Here is a 19,714-nt window from a genome sequence, read left to right as displayed (position 1 = left end):
CGCACACGCTAGTCGCCTCCGGCGCAGTGGCAACCACCGCGCCAGACCTCGGTCCGGGGCCACCGCCAGGGGTCGCAACGGCCCGCCAGCTGGTGACCAACGGCTCTGTGGTGAACAGGGTCGGTCGGCGCAGGCTTTGTCCAACCCATCGGAGCGGTCGGAGGACACACCATGACCACCACTACGCCCGTGCCGGCAGGCACGATCCGCCGCATCGTCGAGCTCGCGACCCGCGCGCCCAGCGTGCACAACACCCAGCCGTGGCGCTGGGTCGCGCACGGGCACGTGCTCGAGCTGTACGCCGACCACTGGCGAGGCCTGCCGGTGGCCGACCCCACGGGGCGCGACCTGACCGTGAGCTGCGGCGCGGCACTGCACCAGGCCTCGGTCGCGTCCGCCGCCCTCGGCTGGTCGCCCACCGTGACCCGCCTGCCCGACCCGTCGGACCCCGATCTGCTGGCGCGCGTGGAGCTGACACCGGCCCCGCCGCCGGCCGACGCCGCCGACCTGCTCGAGGCCATCGATGCGCGCTGCACCGACCGTCGCCGGTTCACGTCGTGGCCCGTCCCGGACGAGCGTCTCGCCAGGCTCGCCCAGGTCGCGACCCAGGCCGGCACGCGCGCCGTGCCCCTCACCGACGTGTCAGAGCGGTTCCGTGCCGACCGGATCGTCCTCCAGGCGACCGAGCGCTACCGCTCGGACCAGGCGATGACGACGGAGCAGCAGGCCTGGCGCGACCGGTCCTTGGTGGACGGCATCCCGTCGACGGTGGTGCCCCGCCGCACCGGCAGCGTCGGCGCCCCCGAACGGTTCGCGGACGGTGACCTCGACGACCGCGACGAGCATGCGGTCGAGGGCTCGGACGGGCTCGTGGTCATCTTCGACGTCCAGGACGACCCGGCTGCCTGGCTGCGGGCCGGCGAAGGGCTGAGCGCTCTCTGGCTGGCCGCCATGGCGGGTGGGCTGTCGGTCGTGCCGCTGAGCCAGGTCGTCGAGGTCCCGGAGTCGCGCAGGGCCTTCCAGATCGAGGTGCTGGGCGGACTCGCCCACCCACTCATCCTGGCTCGGATCGGCTGGCAGGCGATCGGGCGCAGCGAGCTCGTCCGCACACCGCGCCGAGCCGTCGACGACGTGCTCGAGATCGCCTGAGGGGACCTGGCGAGGTGCTCGGGTGACAGGTCCCGTGGGCATGGGTCCTCCGGCCCTGACCTCGGCGCCTGGATCGCCGTACGGTCGCGGCATGGACGACCCGATCACCCGCATGAGCCACGAGCAGTGCTGGGAGTTCCTGCGCCGGCACGAGCTCGGCCGGATGGCCTACCACCTCGCCGACGAGGTCCACATCGTCCCGATCAACTACGCGGTCGACCACGACCCCGTCAGCGGGGACCACTCCCTCCTCTTCCGCACCGCGGAGGGATCCAAGCTCCTCGGCGTCGTGATGAACGCGGACGTCGCCTTCGAGGTCGACGAGGTCGACGGTGAGCACGCCACCAGCGTCGTCCTGCGCGGCCGCGGTCGTCGGCTCGAGGAGGACGAGGAGCACCGTGCCGAGAACGTTCCCCTGCACCCGTGGGTGGCGACCCCGAAGTGGAACGTCGTCGAGATCGAGGTGACCGAGATCAGCGGTCGCGCCTTCGACCTGTCCCTGCCGTGGCAGCACATGATCCCCGACGCGCCGCAGTGACCTGAGGACGCTGGGCGCCGAAGTGCCTGACTGGTCAGGGCCTTCGCCCGTGTCCGGGACGCGACGCAGCCGCGAGTGTGGAGCCATGGACACCATCCCGAGAACCCGCCTCCACCGACCACCCTCCCCCACGTCGTCGCACGCCAGCTCGCGCTGGTCTCCGGGGCCGAGCTGTCGCGCCACGCCGGAGGAGGCGCGCGGCGTGATGCCGGGCGACGAGATCGTGACGCACCCGCGCTACCGCAGCACCCGTGCACTCACCATCCACGCGTCCGCCGACCAGGTCTGGCCGTGGCTCGTGCAGATGGGCCAGGGTCGCGGCGGCTTCTACAGCTATGACTGGATGGAGAACCTGGTCGGGCTGCACATCCACAGTGCCGATGCCGTCGTGCCGGAGCTCCAGCACCTCGCCGAGGGCGACACCGTCCGTCTGGTCCCCGACGGGACCCAGCCTCCTCTTCACTTCACGGTGGCCCGGGCGAGCGCCCCCCACGTGCTGGTCCTCGGCCCGTCCGGCGGGCGTGCGGAGGCGCTCGCGCAAGGACTCCCCTACCCGTGCTGGACCTTCCAGCTCGTGGACCTGCCCGAGAGGGCCGGTTGCCGGCTGGTCGTGCGCTTCCAGTGCGACTTCACGCCCACCCTGCGGGGCCGCCTCGCCTACCGGGTCCTGCTGGCACCCGTGCACTACATGATGGAGCGGAAGATGATGCTTGGCATCAGGAGCAGGGCCGAGCCGGCCGCCTGACGGGACCCGACCCTCGCTAGGCTCCCGCCCGTGACCGCCACGCTCGTTGCGAAGGACCTGTCCGGCGGCCACGGCCACCGGGTGCTCTTCGAGGACCTCGACCTGACCGTCGCGCCGGGTGACGTGATCGGCGTCGTCGGGGCCAACGGCGCCGGCAAGTCCACGCTGCTCTCGCTGCTGGGTGGCGCGACCCAGCCGATGGCGGGATCGGTGAGCTGCGCGCCGCGCGACGCCTTCGTCGGCCTCCTGCCCCAGGAGCACGAGCGGGTGCCGGGCGAGACCGTTGGGGCGTACGTCGCCCGCCGCACCGGCGCGACCGAGGCCACGGCTGCGATGGAGGAGGCAGCAGCTGCCCTGGGGTCGGACCGCCCCGGCGCCGACGACGTCTACACCGTCGCCTTCGACCGCTGGATGGCGAGTGGTGCCGCGGACCTCGAGGACCGCATCGCGCCGGTGCTCGCCGACCTCGGCCTCGACGTCGCGGCCGACGCCCTGATGACGTCGCTCTCGGGCGGGCAGGCCGCACGGGTGGCGCTGGCCGCGCTGCTGCTCAGCCGCTTCGACGTGGTGCTGCTGGACGAACCGACCAACGACCTCGACCTCGACGGCCTCGCGCGGCTCGAGTCGTTCGTCCAGGGCCTGCGCGGCGGCGTCGTGCTGGTGTCGCACGACCGCGAGTTCCTCGCCCGCTGCGTGACGCGCATCGTCGAGCTCGACCTCGCGCAGGGTCAGGTCACCGTCTACGACGGCGGCTACGACGCGTTCCTCGAGGAGCGCGCGATCGCCCGGCGGCACGCGCGTGAGACCTACGAGGAGTACGCCGACACCCGCGCCGACCTCGTCAAGCGCGCCCGCACCCAGCGCGAGTGGAGCTCGCAGGGCGTGCGCAACGCGATGAAGAAGAACCCCGACAACGACAAGATCCGCCGCAAGGCGGCCACCGAGTCGTCGGAGAAGCAGGCGCAGAAGGTGCGCCAGATGGAGTCGCGGATCGCCCGCCTCGACGAGGTCGAGGAGCCGCGCAAGGAATGGGTGCTGCAGTTCGACATCGCCGCGGCGCCCCGGTCCAGCGGAGTCGTCGCGACCCTCAACGGCGCCACCCGGAGGCTCGGCGACTTCGAGCTCGGACCGGTGTCCGTCCAGGTGGACGCCGGCGACCGGATCGGCATCACCGGACCCAACGGCGCCGGGAAGACGACCCTCCTCCGCCTGCTGCTGGGCGACTCGTCCCCCGACACCGGGACGGCCTCGCTCGGGGCGTCCGTCGCGGTCGGCGTGATCGACCAGGCGCGCACCACCCTCGCCGACGAGCAGAGTCTCGGAGACGCCTTCGAGGCCGCCGTCCCGGAGCTGACGCAGGCCGAGGTGCGCACCCTGCTGGCCAAGTTCGGGCTGAAGGCCGATCAGGTGACGAGCCAGGTCGGTCGCCTCTCCCCCGGTGAGCGCACCCGCGCGGCGATGGCGCTGCTGCAGGCGCGCGGCGTCAACCTGCTCGTGCTCGACGAGCCGACCAACCACCTCGACCTGCCGGCCATCCAGCAGCTCGAGGAGGCGCTGGCGTCGTACGACGGCGCGCTCCTGCTCGTGTCGCACGACCGTCGGCTGCTGGAGAACGTCCGGCTCGACCAGCGCTGGGAGGTCGACGCCGGTCGCGTCGTCGTACGACACGTGTGAGCGGTCGGGCGGGACCGGAGGTCGTTGTCTCGGGGGGTCAGCCTCCGGCCCCGCCCTTTCACCTGCCTCTCCGACAGGGGGAGCGGAGAGGCCGCTGCGAGCACAGGGACGTCGCAGGCGGGGTGACGAGGCCTCGGGGGCGGCCTCGGGTCAGGGGGTTGGTCATGGGGGTGGTCATGGGAGTGGTCACGGCGACATCAGCTCGTCCACGAGGCGGAGGAAGTCCTCAGGGTCGAAGGGCTTCTCGACCAGCTCGTCGACCGGGTCGAGGCGCTGGCGGCTGAGCCACCTCACCCCTGACACGAGGACGAGGCGGGTCTCGATCCCGGCCTCGCGGACCGCGCCGGCGATCTCCAGTCCCGTCATGTCCGGGAGCTCGTGGTCGAGCACGGCCAGGTCGAAGGACCCGCCGAGGAGGAGGTCGTGCGCCTCGCGCCCGTTGCTCGCCGCCGTCACCTGGTGGCCTGCCCCTCCGAGCAACGACGTGAGGAGCTCGAGGACGGCGGGATCGTCGTCCACGACCAGGGTGAGCACCATGGTCCGATCGTGCCCGGGGCGCGCCACCTCCGACGACGTCCCTCCATCCTTAGTCGTAAAGGTGCCGTGAAGAAGCGGTGGAGCATCCATTGCGACGTAGGTTCACGACATGGCGCTGGCTCTCGTGGTGGAGGACGACGCCTCGACGCTGGCCATGTTCGCCGAGCTGCTGCCTTCCCTGGGCCACACCGTGCTGCTCGCGTCAACAGGGCGCGAGTGCCTGGAGCTGGCCGCCTCCCGCAGTCCCGACGTGATCCTGCTCGACCTCGGTCTGCCGGACCTGACCGGCACCACCGTCATCGCCCGCCTGCGCGAGTGGACCGAGATTCCCATCGTGGTGGTGTCGGGCAGCAAGCAGGTCCGCCGCAAGGCCGATGCACTCGACGCGGGGGCCGACGACTTCATCGACAAGCCGTTCGACATCAGCGAGCTCCGGGCCCGGCTGGACGTGGTGCAGCGCCGGCTCGACGCCGCACAGGAGCGCTCGACGTCGCGCGACTTCGACGGCGTGAGCGTCGACTACACCCGCCGCCAGGTCCACCGCGACGGTGAGGAGGTCCGGCTCACCGAGACGGAGTGGCTCATCCTCGAGGGCCTGAGCCGTGACGCCGGACGCATCGTCACGCACCGCTGGCTGTCGACGAGGGTCTGGGGTCCGCATGCCGGGGCCGAGACCCACCAGTCCCTGCGCGTGCACGTGAAGTCGCTGAGGGCCAAGCTCGGCGACGACGCCAAGGACCCGCGCCACATCCGCACCGAGACCGGGCTCGGCTACCGGTGGGTCAGCTCACCGACACCGGAGTCGCCGGACGGCGAGGACGACCTGCGGCGACGGCTCGATGCGGTGCGTGAGGACGTACGCCGCTGGGCGGGCGAGGACAGGACGGATCGCCTGATGGTTCTGCTGGACGCGGCGGCTGACGAGCTGGCCTCACTCCGGGACTACCGGCAGAGCGACCGCTGATCCCGTGAGGAAGCGCCCATGATCCGGAGCAGGTGGTCGGGCGCGCACACCTTCGCGCTGTTCGCGGTGCTGCACGCCGTCGCAGTGCTCATCGGCCGCGCCACCGTGCTGCCGGGCCAGCAGGTCAGCCTGGCCTGGCCGGCTGCCGGTGTCGCCGTGCTGTGGCTGATGTGGACCCAGCGTCCCGCGGCGGTGCTCGTCACCCTGGCGCTCGAGCAGGCGGTCCTCATGGTGGCGACCGGAGCGTCGCCCGTGCTCGCCATGACGGCCACGCTGGCCGCCCTCCTGCAGACCTGGCTGGTCGTGGCCGTGCTCCGTCGGTGGGTGCCGGGTGCCCTCGGGACGGGAGGCGAGGCGAGCATCCACTCGCTCCCGGTCCTGCTGCGGGGCACCGCGTCGGTCGCGATCGGCTGTGCCGCCGGCGCACTGGTGGGCAGCGCCGGGATCCTGCTGGAGACCGGGTCGCTGTCGTGGGTCGACGTCGCCCTCTGGTTCGGACGGCAGCTCTGTGGCGTGATGATCGTCGCGAGCGTGGGGCACCTGACCTGGGAGCGCCTCACGCAGCCGCACCGCCGCCCGGCTGCCGGAGCGCCGGAGCTCGCCCTCCTCTGGGCGACCTCTGCCCTGGCCTACACGGTGGTCTTCACACACGAGCTACCCGTCGCGTTCCTCGTCATCCCGCTGTCGGTGTGGTGCGCCGTGCGCTTCTCGACCTATGCAGCCGCCGTGCACGCCGCGACCTCGGGCGCCGTCGCGGTCGTGGTCACCATGCTCGGCGTCGGTCCGTTCTCCCTCATCGACAAGGCGGCCGTCGCGGCGCTCATCACCCAGGCATTCACGCTCGTGCTGTTGATGACGGCGCTGGTCGTGGGCTCCGTGCGAGACCAGCGCGAGGACGTCGTCGGGCAGCTGGTGCGCTCGGAGGCGACGGCGGCCGCACGCGCCGACCTCCTGACGGCCATGAACCACGCGATGGCGGAAGGCCTGGTGCTGGTCGATGCGTCCGGGACCGTCGTCCAGGCCAACGACTCAGCCCGGCGGCTGCTGGCGAGCACGTCGGCGCGCGGCGCGACCAGCACGTCGGCCTACGAGCTGCTGCGGCCGGACGGCTCTCCGCTGCCGAGCTCCGAGCACCCATCGCGACGTGCGTTGGCCGAGGGCGAGACGGCCCCCACCGACATCGTCCTACCCCTCGAGGACGGCACCCGCCGCGTCCTCTCGGTCCGGGCGACCCGCCTCCCCCTGGGCTTCGAGCCCGGCTCCGGGCCCGTCGCGCTGCTGGTCTACCGCGACGTGACGACCGAGCGGGCCGAGTCACGCCGCCTGGCCGAGTTCGCCGAGGTGACGGCGCACGACCTGCGCAGCCCGCTGACCACCGTGCGTGGCTGGGCCTCGATGGCCTCAAGCGAGCTCGCCGGCGACGACCCCTCCGTCCCGCGCGCGCACGACCTCGTCGCCAAGGCACTGACGGGCGTGACCCGGCTGGGTGACCTGATCGACGAGATGCTGGACCACGCCCTCGCCGAGGGTGCCGAGCTGCGGCCCGAGCCGCTCGGGCTCGCCGGACCCGACGGCCTTGTCCAGGACCTCGGCGACCTCCTGGCCATCCCGAACCTGACAGTGCACGCCGCCGGCGACCACACGGTGCTGGGCGACGAGCGCGCGATCAGGCAGGTGTTCGCGAACCTGCTGGGCAACGCGGTGAAGTACGCCGACCCGCACCGACCGCTCGCCGTGGAGGTGCGCATCCTCGGGCGAGGAAGCCGCATCCGGGTCGAGGTCTCCGACAACGGTCGGGGGATCGCCGAGCAGGACCAGGAGACGGTCTTCGACCGCTTCAGCCGGTCGGCTCCCGCGGCGTCGGTCGCAGGGACCGGGATCGGGCTGGCCGTCTGCCGGCTCGTGGTCGAGCGGCACGGAGGCACCATCAGCTGTCGCAGCGGACCGGACGGCGTCGGTACGACCTTCACCTTCGACCTGCCGGCCAGGGTCGACGGCTGAGCCGTTCTGTCAGGTGCGGTGGGGCTTGTGCTCGTGGCGCGGGTCGAGCCGCGGATAGCCGGCCTTCGGCTCCACGCCCTCAGGCTGCGGCTCGGGACCACCTGCGTGCTGCTCGGGTGGGGCGTCGGGCGGGCCGTCCACGACCGAGGTGTCACGCGTGCCGTCCGCCCCCACCTGGCCCGGGCCGGCATGGCCGACGCGCTCGCTGCTCGAGCCCATCGATCCTGCCGCGCCCTCGGGTCCGGAGGCGTTCGGGGTCGACGCACGCTCGTCGCTATCGGGTCCGTTCGTGTTGGGCGTCATGCTGGCCTCGAACCGACGCATCACCGCGCATGCGGAATGGAGAACGGACGATCGGGTACGGCATCTCCATGGAGTTCGAGACCATCGACGACGGACAGTACCTCGGGGCGCCGGTGCGCGACGTCGTCCAGGAGGCCATTGACGCGACCGCCACCCGCTACACGGGCGCGCCGGAGGTGGACGTCGACCAGACCCTGCGTGAGGAGCTGCGCAGTCGAGGCGTACGGGCGACGACCGAAGGCACGGTCGAGGAGATCGCCCACGCGATCCGCTCCGGGCACGAGGTCGCCCTGGGCGAGCACGACGGGTCGGTCGGGTGACGAGGACCTGCTAGACCACGTCACTGCCGAAGACGTCGTTCACCAGGCATTGCGGAGCTGACGCGTCGAGCGCCCGTGGACGGCTTAGCATGGCTGCCCTGCTGACGAGAGGGGTGCCAGTGATCACGACCGTGAGCACGGTCAAGGACAACCTCTCGCGCCTCGAGCGCTGGATCGACCGCAACCTCACCGCCGGTGTCGACCGGATGCTCGTCTTCGTGGACGACCGCGACGACACGCAGACGGCAGAGGCGCTCAATGCGCATCGCAGCGTGGTCGCCGTCGACGCCGCGACGTGGTGGGGCGACGACTTCTCGCCGAGGCTCAATGCCCGGCAACGCGTCAATGCCAACGCGGCGCTGGCCGTCCTGCGGGATAGCGACCCTCAGGGATGGCTCTTCCACATCGACGGGGACGAGGTCCTGCACCTGGACAAGCAGCGCCTCCAAGGCCTGGCGGACGACGTCGAGGCGGTGCTGCTGTCACCGCTGGAGGCACTGGCGCAGTGGGAGTGGCCGAACGACGAGGTGACGGTCTTCAAGCGCCTCCTCGCCGACGAGGAGCTGAACCTGCTCCACCTCTTGGGCAGGCTCGAGCGTCCGGACAACAGCTCCTACTTCCGGGGGCACACCGTCGGGAAGGCGGGCATGCGCGTCTCGACCGACGCGTGGTTGGACATCCATCGCGTCGTCGACGAGAGCAGGACTCCGGTCGCCGCGCACCGCGCCTCATGGTTGCAGGTCCTGCACTACGAGTCCCACACGCTCGAGGAGTTCGCCCGCAAGTGGTCGAACCACCTCACCTCAGGTCACCGCCTGGTCGCCCGGTCCGAGCGGCGCCGGCTGGCGTCCGCGATGCAGGCAGAGGGGTGGAAGGAGTGGCCGACCGAACTGGCCGACCAGGTCTGCCGTGAGCTGTTCGCCGCGACTGCGCTCGACGACCGCGAGGGACTGGAGCGGCTCGGCCTGCTGGTGACCCCGGCCCTTCCGCAGCGCCCGACCGGGCCGGCGCCGGGCGACCCGCACCTGGACCGGATCGAGGAGCAGCTCGCCGTCCTCGCGAGCACCGACAAGTCGCGCTTCTGGCTGGGTGCACCGCCGAGCGACAGCTGATCGCCGGGCGCACAGGACGAGCACGGGCACCGAGACGGAGGGCTGACCCCGGGCTTGACGCCGTTCGAACACCTGTTCGATGATGGGGAGATGTCGTCCTCCCGCTCCCTGGCGCCGCTCGCCGAGCCGCACGGTCAGCGGCAGAGCACGGTCGAGCAGCTGCGCGCGAGGGTCGCGGCGATGGAGCACAAGGTAGCCGGGGAGCCGGTGCCCACCCTGCCCGGGCTGACCGACATCGTGCCCCTGCACGCCGGCTCGACCTACGCCGTCGACAGCGCCTCGCTGGCCCTCGCCCTGGCCGCGGGGGCGTCCCGCGCCGGTGAGTGGGTCGGCTTCGCCGGGTGCGGCGACTTCGGGGCGGAGGCGGCCGCGGAGCTGGGCATCGAGCTCTCCCGCACGGTGCTCGTGCCGGATCCCGGCGAGCACTGGCTGGAGGTGACGGCAGCGCTGGTGGACGTCCTCCGGGTCGTGGTGCTCCGGCCTCCGGCGTCGGTCACCGCACGGGCCGCGGGCGTCCTCGACTCACGCCTCCGCACCCGCTCGGCGGTGCTGGTCGTCCACGGCGAGTGGCCACGGGCAGTGGCCCGGCTGAGCGTCGAGTCGTCGTCGTGGTTCGGTCCGACGGCCGGGTCCGGGCGGCTGGTCGAGCGACGGGCGAGCATCACCGTGCACCGGGGAGCGCGGCCGCCGGCCCGCGCCGACCTGACGTGGCCGGGGGTGCACCGGGCACGGGAGGCAGTCCGCGAGATCCGGGTCTCGGGGTGAGCGCTCGATGAGGGTGATGGTGGTGTGGTGCCCCGACTGGTCGGTGGTCGCCGCACTCGAGGAGGCCGAACGGTCGCTCCGCTCCCCCGCCGCCGTGATGCACGCCAACCTCGTCGAGGTCTGCAACGGACCGGCGCGCGACGAGGGCGTACGCCGCGGGCAGCGCCGTCGCGACGCCCAGGCCAGGTGCCCCGAGCTCCTGCTGCTGTCGGCCAACCCCGACCGTGACGCCCGCGCCTTCGAGCCGGTGCTGGGGATCATCGAGGACCTGCGCCCGGGAGTGGCGGCACTGCGGCCCGGGCTACTCGCCGTGCGCGCCCCCGGCAGCTGGTACGGCACCGAGACCAAGGCCGCCGCGGTCGCCTCTGAGGCCCTCGTCCAGGGCGGGATCTGGGACGTGCGGGTCGGGATCGCCGACGACCTGTTCACCGCCGAGCAGGCCGCCCGCACCGCCGACGTCCAGTCGTGGGTCGTGGTGGACGAGGGCGGCTCGGCTGCCTTCCTCCGCGGCCTGCCCGTCCACGTGCTCCAGGACGAGGGAGCGCGGGGCCGCGAGCTCGTCAGCCTCCTGCAGCGGCTCGGGCTCCGCACCCTCGGCGACCTCGCCGACCTGCCCGGCGATGCGGTCGAGCACCGGCTGGGCACCTACGGCGCGGCCGTGCGCCGTCGAGCCCGGGGCGAGGACCGCGAGCTGTTCGCGGCCCGCACTCCCCCGCCCGAGCTCGAGGCCGACGTTGCCTTCGAGACACCGCTCGACAACGTCGAGGCGATCACGTTCAGCGTCCGCACGACCGCTGAACGCTTCATCACCCAGCTCGCGCACCACCAGCTCGTCGCCACCGCGGTGCGCGTCGAGGCCGAGTCGGAAGGAGTCGTCTGCTCGTCGCGCGCGTGGTTGCACCCGCGCCACTTCAACGCCCGCGACCTCGTCGACCGGGTGCACTGGCAGCTGCAGGGGGCCGGCTCGACGAGCAGGGTGGGCGCGGCGCTGCGCGGTCGCAAGCAGGCGGGTGAGGTGCGCGCACCGATCGACCGGGTCAGGTTCGTCCCCGAGACCGTCGAGCCCGCCGCAGCGCACGGCGAGGCGCTCTGGGGCACCGCGTCGGACGACCTGGTCGAGCGCGGCGTCGCCCGGGTGCAGGGCATGGTCGGCTTCGAGGCCGTACGCCGTCCGGTGCTGCAGGGCGGCCGCAGCCCGGCGGCCAGGCAGGCCCTGGTGCCGTGGGGCGAGCGGGCCGTCGACCTGCGCCCCGTCGACCGGCCGTGGCCGGGGCGGGTGCCGGGACCGGCGCCGGTGCGGGTGTTCGCCACGCCTCCGGTGGCGGAGGTGGTCGACGACGCGGGGCGCGACGTCCGGGTGACCGACCGCGGTGTCGTCACCGGCGAGCTCAGACGCTTCCGGGTGCGGGAGGGCGGCGAGAGCCTCCCGTGGCAGCCGGTCACCGCGTGGGCGGGGCCGTGGCCGACCGACGAGAGCTGGTGGTCGGCTGGCGGCGGGCCGTCCGCGCGCTTCCAGGTCGTCGGCGCCGACGGCCGCGCGTGGCTGCTGCTGCGCGCGCCCGAGGGCTGGGCGCTGGAGGCGGGCTATGACTAGGGGCGCGGACTGATGGGCTGGAACAACCCCCAGATGCACTGGAAGGAGCTCGAGCGCAGGCTCAGCGGGCTCCCCGGCGCCGACGACGCGCCCGTCTCGCGGCGCAAGCACGCCGCGACCGAGGCGCGCCCGATCCAGCGGCCGGTCACGGTCACCCCCTACGCCGAGCTGCACTGCCACAGCCACTTCAGCTTCCTCGACGGCGCGAGCTCGCCGCAGGAGCTCGTCGAGGAGGCCGTCCGGCTCGGGCTCCACGCGCTCGCGGTCACCGACCACGACGGCTTCTATGCCGCGCCGATGCTGGCCGAGGCCGCGGCAGCGTACGACCTGCCGACGGTCTTCGGCGCCGAGCTCTCCCTGGGCCTCAGCGGGCCGCAGAACGGCGTACCCGACCCCGAGGGCAGCCACCTGCTCGTGCTCGCCCGCGGTGTCGAGGGCTACCACCGGCTGGCCGCGGCCATCACCGACGCGCACCTGCGCGGCGACGAGAAGGGCCGCCCGGTCTACGACCTCGACGAGCTGGGCGAGCGCGGCCGGGGCCACTGGACGATCCTCACCGGCTGCCGCAAGGGCGCGGTCCGGCAGGGGCTGGCCGCCGGCGAAGGGGCGGCAGCGGACGCCCTCGACCGGCTGACCTCGCTCTTCGGGCTCGAGCACGTCCTCGTCGAGCTGTCCCCGCGCCCCGGCGCCGACGTGACCAACGCCGCCCTCGCCCGGCTCGCCGGGGTGCACGGCCTCGACGTGGTCGCCGCCGGAAACGTCCACCACTCCACTCCGCAGCGCCACCGGCTGGCCTCGGCGATGGCGGCCGTCCGCGCCCGCCGCAGCCTCGCCGACCTCGACGGCTGGCTCGACCTGTCGGGCTCGGCCCACCTGCGCAGCGGCGAGGAGATGACGACCGCGCTGGCGGCCCACCCCGGTGCTGTCGAGCGGAGCGTCAGCCTCGCCGACGAGCTGGCCTTCGACCTCCACAAGGCGTCGCCCGCGCTGCCCAAGCGGCAGATCCCCGAGGGCCACACTGCCGACTCGTGGCTGCGCGTGCTGGCCGAGCGCGGGTTCGCCGAGAGGTACGCAGGCGTGCCGCACGAGGCCGAGGCACGCGAGCGGCTCGAGCACGAACTGCGGGTCATCTCCGAGAAGGACTTCGCGGGCTACTTCGTCATCGTGCACGACATCGTGGCCTTCGCCCGCGGGCGGAGGATCCTGTGCCAGGGACGGGGCTCGGCGGCGAGCTCGGCGGTCTGCTTCGCCCTCGGCATCACCGCCGTCGACGCCGTCTTCTACAAGCTGCCGTTCGAGCGCTTCATCTCCGCGCACCGCGACGAGGAGCCCGACATCGACGTGGACTTCGACTCCGACCGGCGCGAGGAGGTGATCCAGTGGGTCTACGACACCTACGGCCGCCGCAACGCCGCACAGGTCGCCAACATCATCAGCTACCGCCCGCGGATGGCCGTGCGCGACGCCGCCAAGGCGCTCGGCTTCTCCCAGGGTCAGCAGGACGCGTGGTCGAAGCAGATCGACGGCTGGAAGTCCGTGGTCGCCGGCGACCAGGGCGACCCCGACGCCCACGACGTACCCCCTCAGGTCGTCGCCCTCGCCGAGGAGCTGATGGGTGCGCCCCGCCACCTCGGCATCCACTCCGGCGGGATGGTGCTCACCGAGCGGCCGATCGGCGAGGTGTGCCCGATCGAGCGCGGCCGGATGGACAAGCGGACCGTGCTGCAGTGGGACAAGGACGGCTGCGAGTCGATGGGGCTGGTGAAGTTCGACCTGCTCGGGCTCGGGATGCTCGGCGCGCTCGACCACATGATGCGGCTGGTCGCCGACCACCTCGGCGAGCAGTGGGACCTAGCGACGATGCCCAAGGAGGAGCCCGCGGTCTACGACATGCTCTGCCGCGCCGACTCGATCGGCGTCTTCCAGGTCGAGAGCCGTGCACAGATCGGCACGCTGCCCCGGCTGCGGCCGCGCGAGTTCTACGACCTCGCCATCGAGATCGCGCTCATCCGGCCGGGGCCGATACAGGGCGGCGCCGTCCACCCCTACGTCCGTCGCGCCACCGGCAAGGAGGAGGTGACCTACGACCACCCCGAGCTGGTGCCGGTCCTCGAGCGCACCAAGGGCGTGCCGCTCTTCCAGGAGCAGCTGATGGCCATGGCCGTCACCCTCGGCGACTGCAGCCGCGACGACGCCGACCTGCTGCGCCGCGCAATGGGGTCCAAGCGCGGGATCGAGCGGATCGAGTCGGTCAAGCACAAGCTCTACGCCGGGATGGAGAAGCGTGGGATCACCGGCGACCTCGCCGACTCGATCTACGTGAAGATCCTGTCCTTCGCCAACTTCGGCTTCGCCGAGTCGCACGCCCTGTCCTTCGCCCTGCTCGTCTACGCCTCGTCGTGGTTCAAGCTCCACTACCCCGCGGCGTTCCTCGCCGGGCTGCTGCGCAACCAGCCGATGGGCTTCTACTCTCCGCAGTCGCTGGTCGGCGACGCGCGCCGCCACGGTGTCGACGTACGCCGCCCGGACGTGACGCGGTCGTCGGCGCAGGCAGACCTGGAGCCTCTCGTGGCCGGGCCGGTCGCCGCCACCGGACCGGACGAGTGCTGCCGGCCGAGGTTCGACCGGGTCGAGTGGGTGCCGGGCACGCCCGACCCCGTGCCGGCCCACCGCCGCGACAGCCACGTCGCCGTACGCCTCGGGCTGGACTCCGTCCGCGGGATCGGGCTCGAGGTGGCGCGCCGGATCGTGGCGGCGCGCGCCGAGGCACCGTTCACCGGCGTCACCGACCTGTCGCGACGGGCCGGCCTGACCCCGGCCCAGCTGGAGGCGCTCGCCACGGCGGGAGCCTTCGACGCCTGGGGCCTGGACCGGCGCGAGGCCCTCTGGGCCGCAGGATTCGCCGAGGGGGCGGAGCACCTGGCCGGCACCACCCCCGCCCCCGCGGCCCCCACCCTCCCCGGCATGAGCCAGCCCGAGATCACCCTCGCCGACCTCTGGGCCACCGGCGTCTCGCCCGAGCGGCACCCGATCGAGCACCTGCGCGACGACCTGCGCCGCGCCGGCATCCGCTCGGTGCAGGACCTCGAGACCACCGAGCCCAACCGACGGGTGCACGTCGGCGGGCTGATCACGCACCGGCAGCGACCCGGCACGGCCATGGGCGTCACCTTCCTCAACCTCGAGGACGAGACCGGCATGCTCAACGTCGTCTGCTCGATCGGGGTGATGAAGGCCCACCGGCAGGCCGCCCGCAACCGGGTCGCCGTCGTCATCCGCGGCAAGCTCGAGCGCAACGAGGGCGTCACCAACCTGATCGCCGACCGCGTCGAGCCCATCGACGTCGTCGTCCCCGGGGCGGGCGCCGTGCTGCAGGCGCGGGCGTCCTCGCGCGACTTCCGGTGAACCCACCCCTGCGGAGGAGTGGAATGCCAATCCGTCGCCGGTGTGACTCCGAACACTCATAACCCGTGCTCACCCAAGGAGCGCGGGCGCTCGGAACCGGCGTACGCACGATCGCGACCCCCCGGGCCAACACAAGGAGTAGTTGCTGATGAAGCGCTCACGACCCACCAAGCGGCACGGGACAATCGCCCTGGCCTGCACCGGCGGCCTGCTGACAGCAGTCGGGTTCGCCGGTCTCGGTCCGCTCGCCGCGACCGCATCAAGTCACCGGGAGGCACCACTCATCTCGGGGACGCCGCAGTACGACGGGACGGACCTCTACGCGTTCCGCAGTCCCGAGGCGCAGAAGACCGTCACGCTGGTCGCCAACTGGCTTCCTTTCGAGGAGCCGGCCGGCGGTCCGAACTTCTACAGCTTCGCGACGGACGCGCAGTACGACATCAAGATCGACAACAACGCTGATGCCAAGCCCGACGTGACGTTCCGCTGGACGTTCAAGGACCACTACGTCACCGGAGACACGTTCCTGGCCGCCACCGGCCCGGTCACGTCCCTGGCCGACAAGGACCTGAACTTCTACCAGACCTACAAGCTGGTCCGGATCAACCACAAGACCAACAACGTCAAGACGGTCGTCAAGAAGAAGCGCGTCGCGCCGTCCAACATCGGCAAGGCGTCCATGCCCAACTACGCCGCGCTGCGTGCCCAGGCGACGACCGTCCCGGCGAAGGGCGTCAAGTCGTTCGCCGGTCAGGCCGAGGACCCGTTCTTCCTCGACCTGCGCGTCTTCGACCTGCTCTACGGCGGTGACCTCTCCGAGGCCGGCGACGACACCCTGGCGGGCTTCAACGTCCAGTCGGTGGCGCTGCAGGTCCCGCAGAAGTGGGTCGCGAAGAAGAACAACCCGAAGAAGAACCCGATCATCGGCACCTGGACGACCACGCAGAAGAAGTCGACCAACGGCAAGTGGGTCCAGGTCTCGCGCCTGGGCAACCCGCTGGTCAACGAGGTCGTCATCCCGCTCAAGCTCAAGGACGCGTTCAACGGCCTCAAGCCCACGGGTGACGCAGCGGCGCTCAAGTACGTGACCAACCCCGAGCTGCCGAAGCTGATCGAGGCCGTCTACGGCATCGAGGCTCCCAAGACCCCGCGCAACGACCTCGTGTCGGTGTTCCTCACGGGTGTCGAGGGGCTCAACATGCCCAAGGGCAAGATCACCCCGAGCGAGCAGCTCCGCCTCAACATGTCGACCCCCGTCACGGCCACGCCGAACCGGCTCGGCGTGATCGGTGGAGACACGCAGGGCTTCCCCAACGGTCGCCGTCTTGGTGACGATGTCATCGACATCGCGCTCCAGGTCGTCGAGGGTGAGCTCGTCGGTTCCGCGAACGACCTCGGAGACGGCGTCGACAACAACGACACCGCCTTCAGCGGCACGTTCCCCTACCTGGCCCTCCCGGCCAGCGGCAGCAACGCCGACCCGCACCCGTCCGCGGGCGCGTCGGCCAAGCAGTCGGCGAGCAAGGAGAGCGCGCTCCAGCGCGTCGTCCCCGGTCGCCAGAGCTCGGCAGCCTTCGTCGGTGTAGGCCTCCTGGCCCTCGTCGGCGGCATCGGTGGCGCAGTGCGTCGCCGCAAGGCCTGACCGTCTCGACCCGGCCCGGCCGCGCGGCACACGTCGCGCGGTCGGGCCACACCCCCGCTTCACCCCGCTGTGCCCGTTCCGGGAAGGACCCCACGCATGCGCAAGAGCCTCATGGTGATCAGCGTCGGCCTCGTGCTCGCAGTGTCGGGTGGCATCGGCTTCGCCACCTCGTCCGACCCGACGTCCTCCACGCCGGCCGCGGCCGTGCCCCGCGTCGTGCCGAACTCCGGCCAGGACCTCGACGCGAGCATCCTCGCGTTGCAGAACACGCTGCGCCGGGTGCCGCGGGACCACGTCTCCTGGGCGAACCTCGCCGTCGCCTACGTCGAGCAGGCCCGTCTCACGGGCAACGCCACCTACTACCAGAAGGCCGACGACGCCGCAGCGCGGTCGTTCGAGGTCTCCCCTGACGAGAACTTCACCGCCCTGGCCGCGGACGCGGCGATCGCCGCTGCCCGCCACGACTTCTCTGACGCGCTGTCGAGCGCCGACCAGGCCCTGGCCATCAACCCGCGCGACCTCGGCGCGCTCGCGATCCGCGCCGACGCCCTCAACGAGCTCGGTCGGTACGCCGAGCAGATGAAGGCCCTGCGCGTGGCCGACCGCTTCCAGCCCAGCACCGCCATCGCCACCCGCTACTCCTACGCCTACGAGCTGCGTGGCGACCTCGACCGCGCCGCCGACATCCTCCGTCGGGCGGCGGCTGCGGGCTCGCGCGCCGACAAGGCGTACACGCTCACGCTGCTCAGCGACATCCTGCGCAAGCAGGGCCGACTCGAGCCGGCCGCGCGCCAGCTCGCCGTGGCCCAGCAGGCCTCTCCCGACTACCTCCCTGCGCTCGTGTCCACCGCCCGCCTGCAGGTCGCGCAGGGTCGCCTCGAGGAGGCAGTCCGGACGTGGCAGGACGTCGTGTCGCGCCAGCCCCTCCCCGAGTACATCACCGAGCTCGGCGAGCTCTACCTTCACCTCGAGCGCCCGGACGAGGCCGACGCCCAGTTCGCGGTCGTCCGCACGACCATCGAGCTGCTCGACGCCAGCGGCGTCCGCACCGACCTCGAGACCGCGCTGTTCGAGGCCGACCACGGATCGGCCGCGCGAGCGCTCGACCAGGCCCGGGCCGAGTGGCAGCAGCGTGAGAGCGTCCATGTCGCCGACGCCCTGGCCTGGGCCCTGCACCGCACCGGCCGCGACCGCGAGGCGCTGGAGATCGCCCGTCGCGCCACCGCGCTGGGCTCCCCGGAGGCCCGCTTTTGGATCCACCGGGGCACGATCGAGGCCGCGCTCGGCCTGACCGACGACGCCCGCACCCACCTGCGTCGCGGGCTCGCCACCGATCCCGGCCTCTCACCGTGGCAGCGCGACGCGGCACGCACCACGCTCGCGACGATCGAAGGAACCCGATGAGACTCCTCACGCGTCTGCTGGTCGCCCTCGGCGCGATCGCCGTCACCGTCCTGGTGGGAGCGGCTCCCGCCTCGGCCCACCCCCTCGGCAACTTCACGGTCAATCGCTACACCGGGATCCTGGTCTCCCCGGACCGCCTCGTCGTCGACCACGTCGTCGACCTCGCGGAGATCCCGACGGCGCAGCTGGGCAACCGCATCGACGACCTGCCGGCACTGGCGGACCGCGAGTGCGCCTCCACCGCCCGCGGGCTCGAGCTGACCGCCGGTGGCAGCCGCGTCGACCTCACCCTCCAGACCTCGCGGGCCTCGCTCGGTGACGGCGAAGGTGGGCTCCCGATCACCCGCATCACCTGCGAGTACGCCGCCGACGTGGAGGTGGCGCCCGGCGAGATCACCTTCCAGGACTCCACCGCCCCCGGTGCGGTCGGGTGGCGTGAGGTCACGGCCATGGGCGACCGGATGACCCTGACCAGCTCGGACGTCGCATCGGAGAGCACCAGCGACCGGCTCACGTCCTACCCCGAAGACCTGTTGCAGTCGCCGCTCGACGTCACCGAGGCCACGCTGGTCGTGGCGACCGGGGGGCCGGCTGGGGTGCTGCCCGGCAGCAGCGAGGACGGACCGACCGCGAGCGACAGGACCTGGCTCTCGGCCAAGGCCACCGCCCTGCTCGGGGAGAACGGCTGGCTGGCAGCGGGGCTCGCGGTGCTCGTCGCGCTCGCCCTCGGCGCCACCCACGCGCTGTCGCCGGGCCACGGCAAGACGGTGATGGCGTTCTACCTCTCCCAGCGCGGCAGCTCGTCGGTCCGCTCCGCCTTCGCGGTCGGAAGTGCCGTGACGATCGCCCACACCGGTTCGGTGCTCGTCCTTGGCCTGCTCGTGTCGTTGAGCAGCGCCTTCGTGCCGGCCACCATCTATCCCTGGCTCACGCTCGCCACCGGCCTGCTCATCGTGGGGCTGGGCCTCTACCTGCTCACCCGGCTGGTCGCAGGTCGGGACGGCCACGGGCACGGGCACGGGCACGGACATGGGCACGGCCACGGCCACGGCCACGGCCACGGCCACGCGGAGCCCGAGCACGATCACGATCACGCGGAGCATGGGCACGACCACGCAGATCACGACCACGGCCACGCAGATCACGACCACGGCCACGCAGAGCCCGGGTCGGTGAAGGTGGCGACGGCCACGGTCACGGCGCCCGCGCCCGCGGAGCCCGAGATCGCTCCCGGACGCTGGGGGGTCTGGGTCATGGGCCTCGTGGGCGGTCTCGTGCCGAGCCCGTCCGCGCTCCTGCTGCTCCTCGCCGCCACCGCGCTGGGACGGGCCTGGTTCGGATTCGCCCTCGTCGTCGCCTTCGGCGTCGGGATGGCCACCTCGCTGGCGGCCGTCGGACTGCTCGCGCGCGACGTCGTGGTCCGTGTCGAGCGGCTGGCGCAGGCCAAGGGCTTCCTCGCGGGCAACGTCCGCACGTTCCTCCGCTACGGCGCGGCGCTCGGCATCTGTGCCGTCGGCACCGGGGTGGTCGTCAGGACGCTGCTCCAGCTCTGAGCGCGGAC

The 19,714-nt window shown here is 72.3% G+C and carries 16 protein-coding genes; 14 read left to right on the top strand and 2 right to left on the bottom strand.

The window, feature by feature from the left end:
- Positions 1-171: 171 nt before the first annotated feature.
- The 4 genes from EUA06_RS21275 to EUA06_RS21260 all read left to right on the top strand — a co-directional run bounded on the left by EUA06_RS21275 (position 172) and on the right by EUA06_RS21260 (position 4,106).
- Positions 172-1,149 carry an Acg family FMN-binding oxidoreductase gene (locus tag EUA06_RS21275; RefSeq protein WP_129479541.1) on the top strand — a complete coding sequence of 326 codons (978 nt, stop codon included), beginning with the start codon at positions 172-174 and terminating at the stop codon, positions 1,147-1,149.
- A 91-nt stretch (positions 1,150-1,240) separates the two neighbouring features.
- A complete protein-coding gene (locus tag EUA06_RS21270; RefSeq protein ID WP_129479539.1) occupies positions 1,241-1,687 on the top strand; it encodes a pyridoxamine 5'-phosphate oxidase family protein in 447 nt (148 codons plus the stop codon).
- Between the two features lie 85 nt (positions 1,688-1,772).
- The gene (locus EUA06_RS21265) at positions 1,773-2,432 is read left to right on the top strand and encodes an SRPBCC family protein (RefSeq protein WP_129479537.1); all 660 of its coding nucleotides are present in this window, start codon (positions 1,773-1,775) and stop codon (positions 2,430-2,432) included.
- Positions 2,433-2,462: 30 nt separating this feature from the next.
- Entirely contained in the window at positions 2,463-4,106 is a 1,644-nt protein-coding gene (locus tag EUA06_RS21260) for an ABC-F family ATP-binding cassette domain-containing protein (RefSeq protein ID WP_129479535.1), read from the top strand.
- A 186-nt stretch (positions 4,107-4,292) separates the two neighbouring features.
- On the opposite strand, the gene EUA06_RS21255 is transcribed toward EUA06_RS21260, so the two are convergent.
- A complete protein-coding gene (locus EUA06_RS21255) occupies positions 4,293-4,643 on the bottom strand; it encodes a response regulator (protein WP_165354491.1) in 351 nt (116 codons plus the stop codon).
- A gap of 109 nt (positions 4,644-4,752) precedes the next feature.
- On the opposite strand from EUA06_RS21255, the gene EUA06_RS21250 reads away from it, so the two are divergent.
- On the top strand, positions 4,753-5,607 hold the full coding sequence (locus tag EUA06_RS21250; protein ID WP_129479532.1) for a response regulator: 855 nt from the start codon (positions 4,753-4,755) through the stop codon (positions 5,605-5,607).
- Positions 5,608-5,625: 18 nt separating this feature from the next.
- Entirely contained in the window at positions 5,626-7,608 is a 1,983-nt protein-coding gene (locus tag EUA06_RS21245; protein WP_129479530.1) for an ATP-binding protein, read from the top strand.
- Positions 7,609-7,617: 9 nt separating this feature from the next.
- Here the strand turns inward: EUA06_RS21245 and EUA06_RS21240 are convergent, their stop codons facing one another.
- Positions 7,618-7,911, bottom strand: a complete 294-nt coding sequence (locus tag EUA06_RS21240; RefSeq protein ID WP_129479528.1) for a hypothetical protein — start codon at positions 7,909-7,911, stop codon at positions 7,618-7,620.
- A 68-nt stretch (positions 7,912-7,979) separates the two neighbouring features.
- Here EUA06_RS21240 and EUA06_RS21235 point away from each other — a divergent pair, with 68 nt between their 5' ends.
- From EUA06_RS21235 to EUA06_RS21200, 8 genes are all read left to right on the top strand, one after another.
- On the top strand, positions 7,980-8,231 hold the full coding sequence (locus EUA06_RS21235) for a hypothetical protein (protein ID WP_129479527.1): 252 nt from the start codon (positions 7,980-7,982) through the stop codon (positions 8,229-8,231).
- Positions 8,232-8,350: 119 nt separating this feature from the next.
- Positions 8,351-9,343 (top strand): glycosyltransferase family 2 protein, encoded by a 993-nt coding sequence (locus tag EUA06_RS21230; RefSeq protein WP_165354490.1) that lies wholly within the window; start codon positions 8,351-8,353, stop codon positions 9,341-9,343.
- A 90-nt stretch (positions 9,344-9,433) separates the two neighbouring features.
- Positions 9,434-10,108, top strand: coding sequence for a hypothetical protein (locus EUA06_RS21225; protein WP_129479523.1), 675 nt, complete (start codon positions 9,434-9,436; stop codon positions 10,106-10,108).
- A gap of 7 nt (positions 10,109-10,115) precedes the next feature.
- On the top strand, positions 10,116-11,702 hold the full coding sequence (locus EUA06_RS21220; protein ID WP_129479521.1) for a Y-family DNA polymerase: 1,587 nt from the start codon (positions 10,116-10,118) through the stop codon (positions 11,700-11,702).
- Between the two features lie 12 nt (positions 11,703-11,714).
- Positions 11,715-15,107, top strand: coding sequence for an error-prone DNA polymerase (locus EUA06_RS21215; RefSeq protein WP_129479519.1), 3,393 nt, complete (start codon positions 11,715-11,717; stop codon positions 15,105-15,107).
- Between the two features lie 148 nt (positions 15,108-15,255).
- Positions 15,256-16,749, top strand: a complete 1,494-nt coding sequence (locus tag EUA06_RS21210) for a DUF4331 domain-containing protein (RefSeq protein ID WP_129479517.1) — start codon at positions 15,256-15,258, stop codon at positions 16,747-16,749.
- Between the two features lie 96 nt (positions 16,750-16,845).
- Positions 16,846-18,153, top strand: coding sequence for a tetratricopeptide repeat protein (locus tag EUA06_RS21205; RefSeq protein WP_129479516.1), 1,308 nt, complete (start codon positions 16,846-16,848; stop codon positions 18,151-18,153).
- A complete protein-coding gene (locus EUA06_RS21200; RefSeq protein WP_129479514.1) occupies positions 18,150-19,706 on the top strand; it encodes a HoxN/HupN/NixA family nickel/cobalt transporter in 1,557 nt (518 codons plus the stop codon). Before EUA06_RS21205 ends, EUA06_RS21200 begins: the two co-directional genes overlap by 4 nt.
- The last annotated feature ends 8 nt before the right edge of the window (positions 19,707-19,714 follow it).

Source organism: Nocardioides glacieisoli (assembly GCF_004137245.1).
GTDB classification, from domain to species: domain Bacteria; phylum Actinomycetota; class Actinomycetes; order Propionibacteriales; family Nocardioidaceae; genus Nocardioides; species Nocardioides glacieisoli.
The sequence above is the reverse complement of the archived record's forward strand: the minus strand, read 5'-3'. Positions and strand labels throughout refer to the sequence as shown.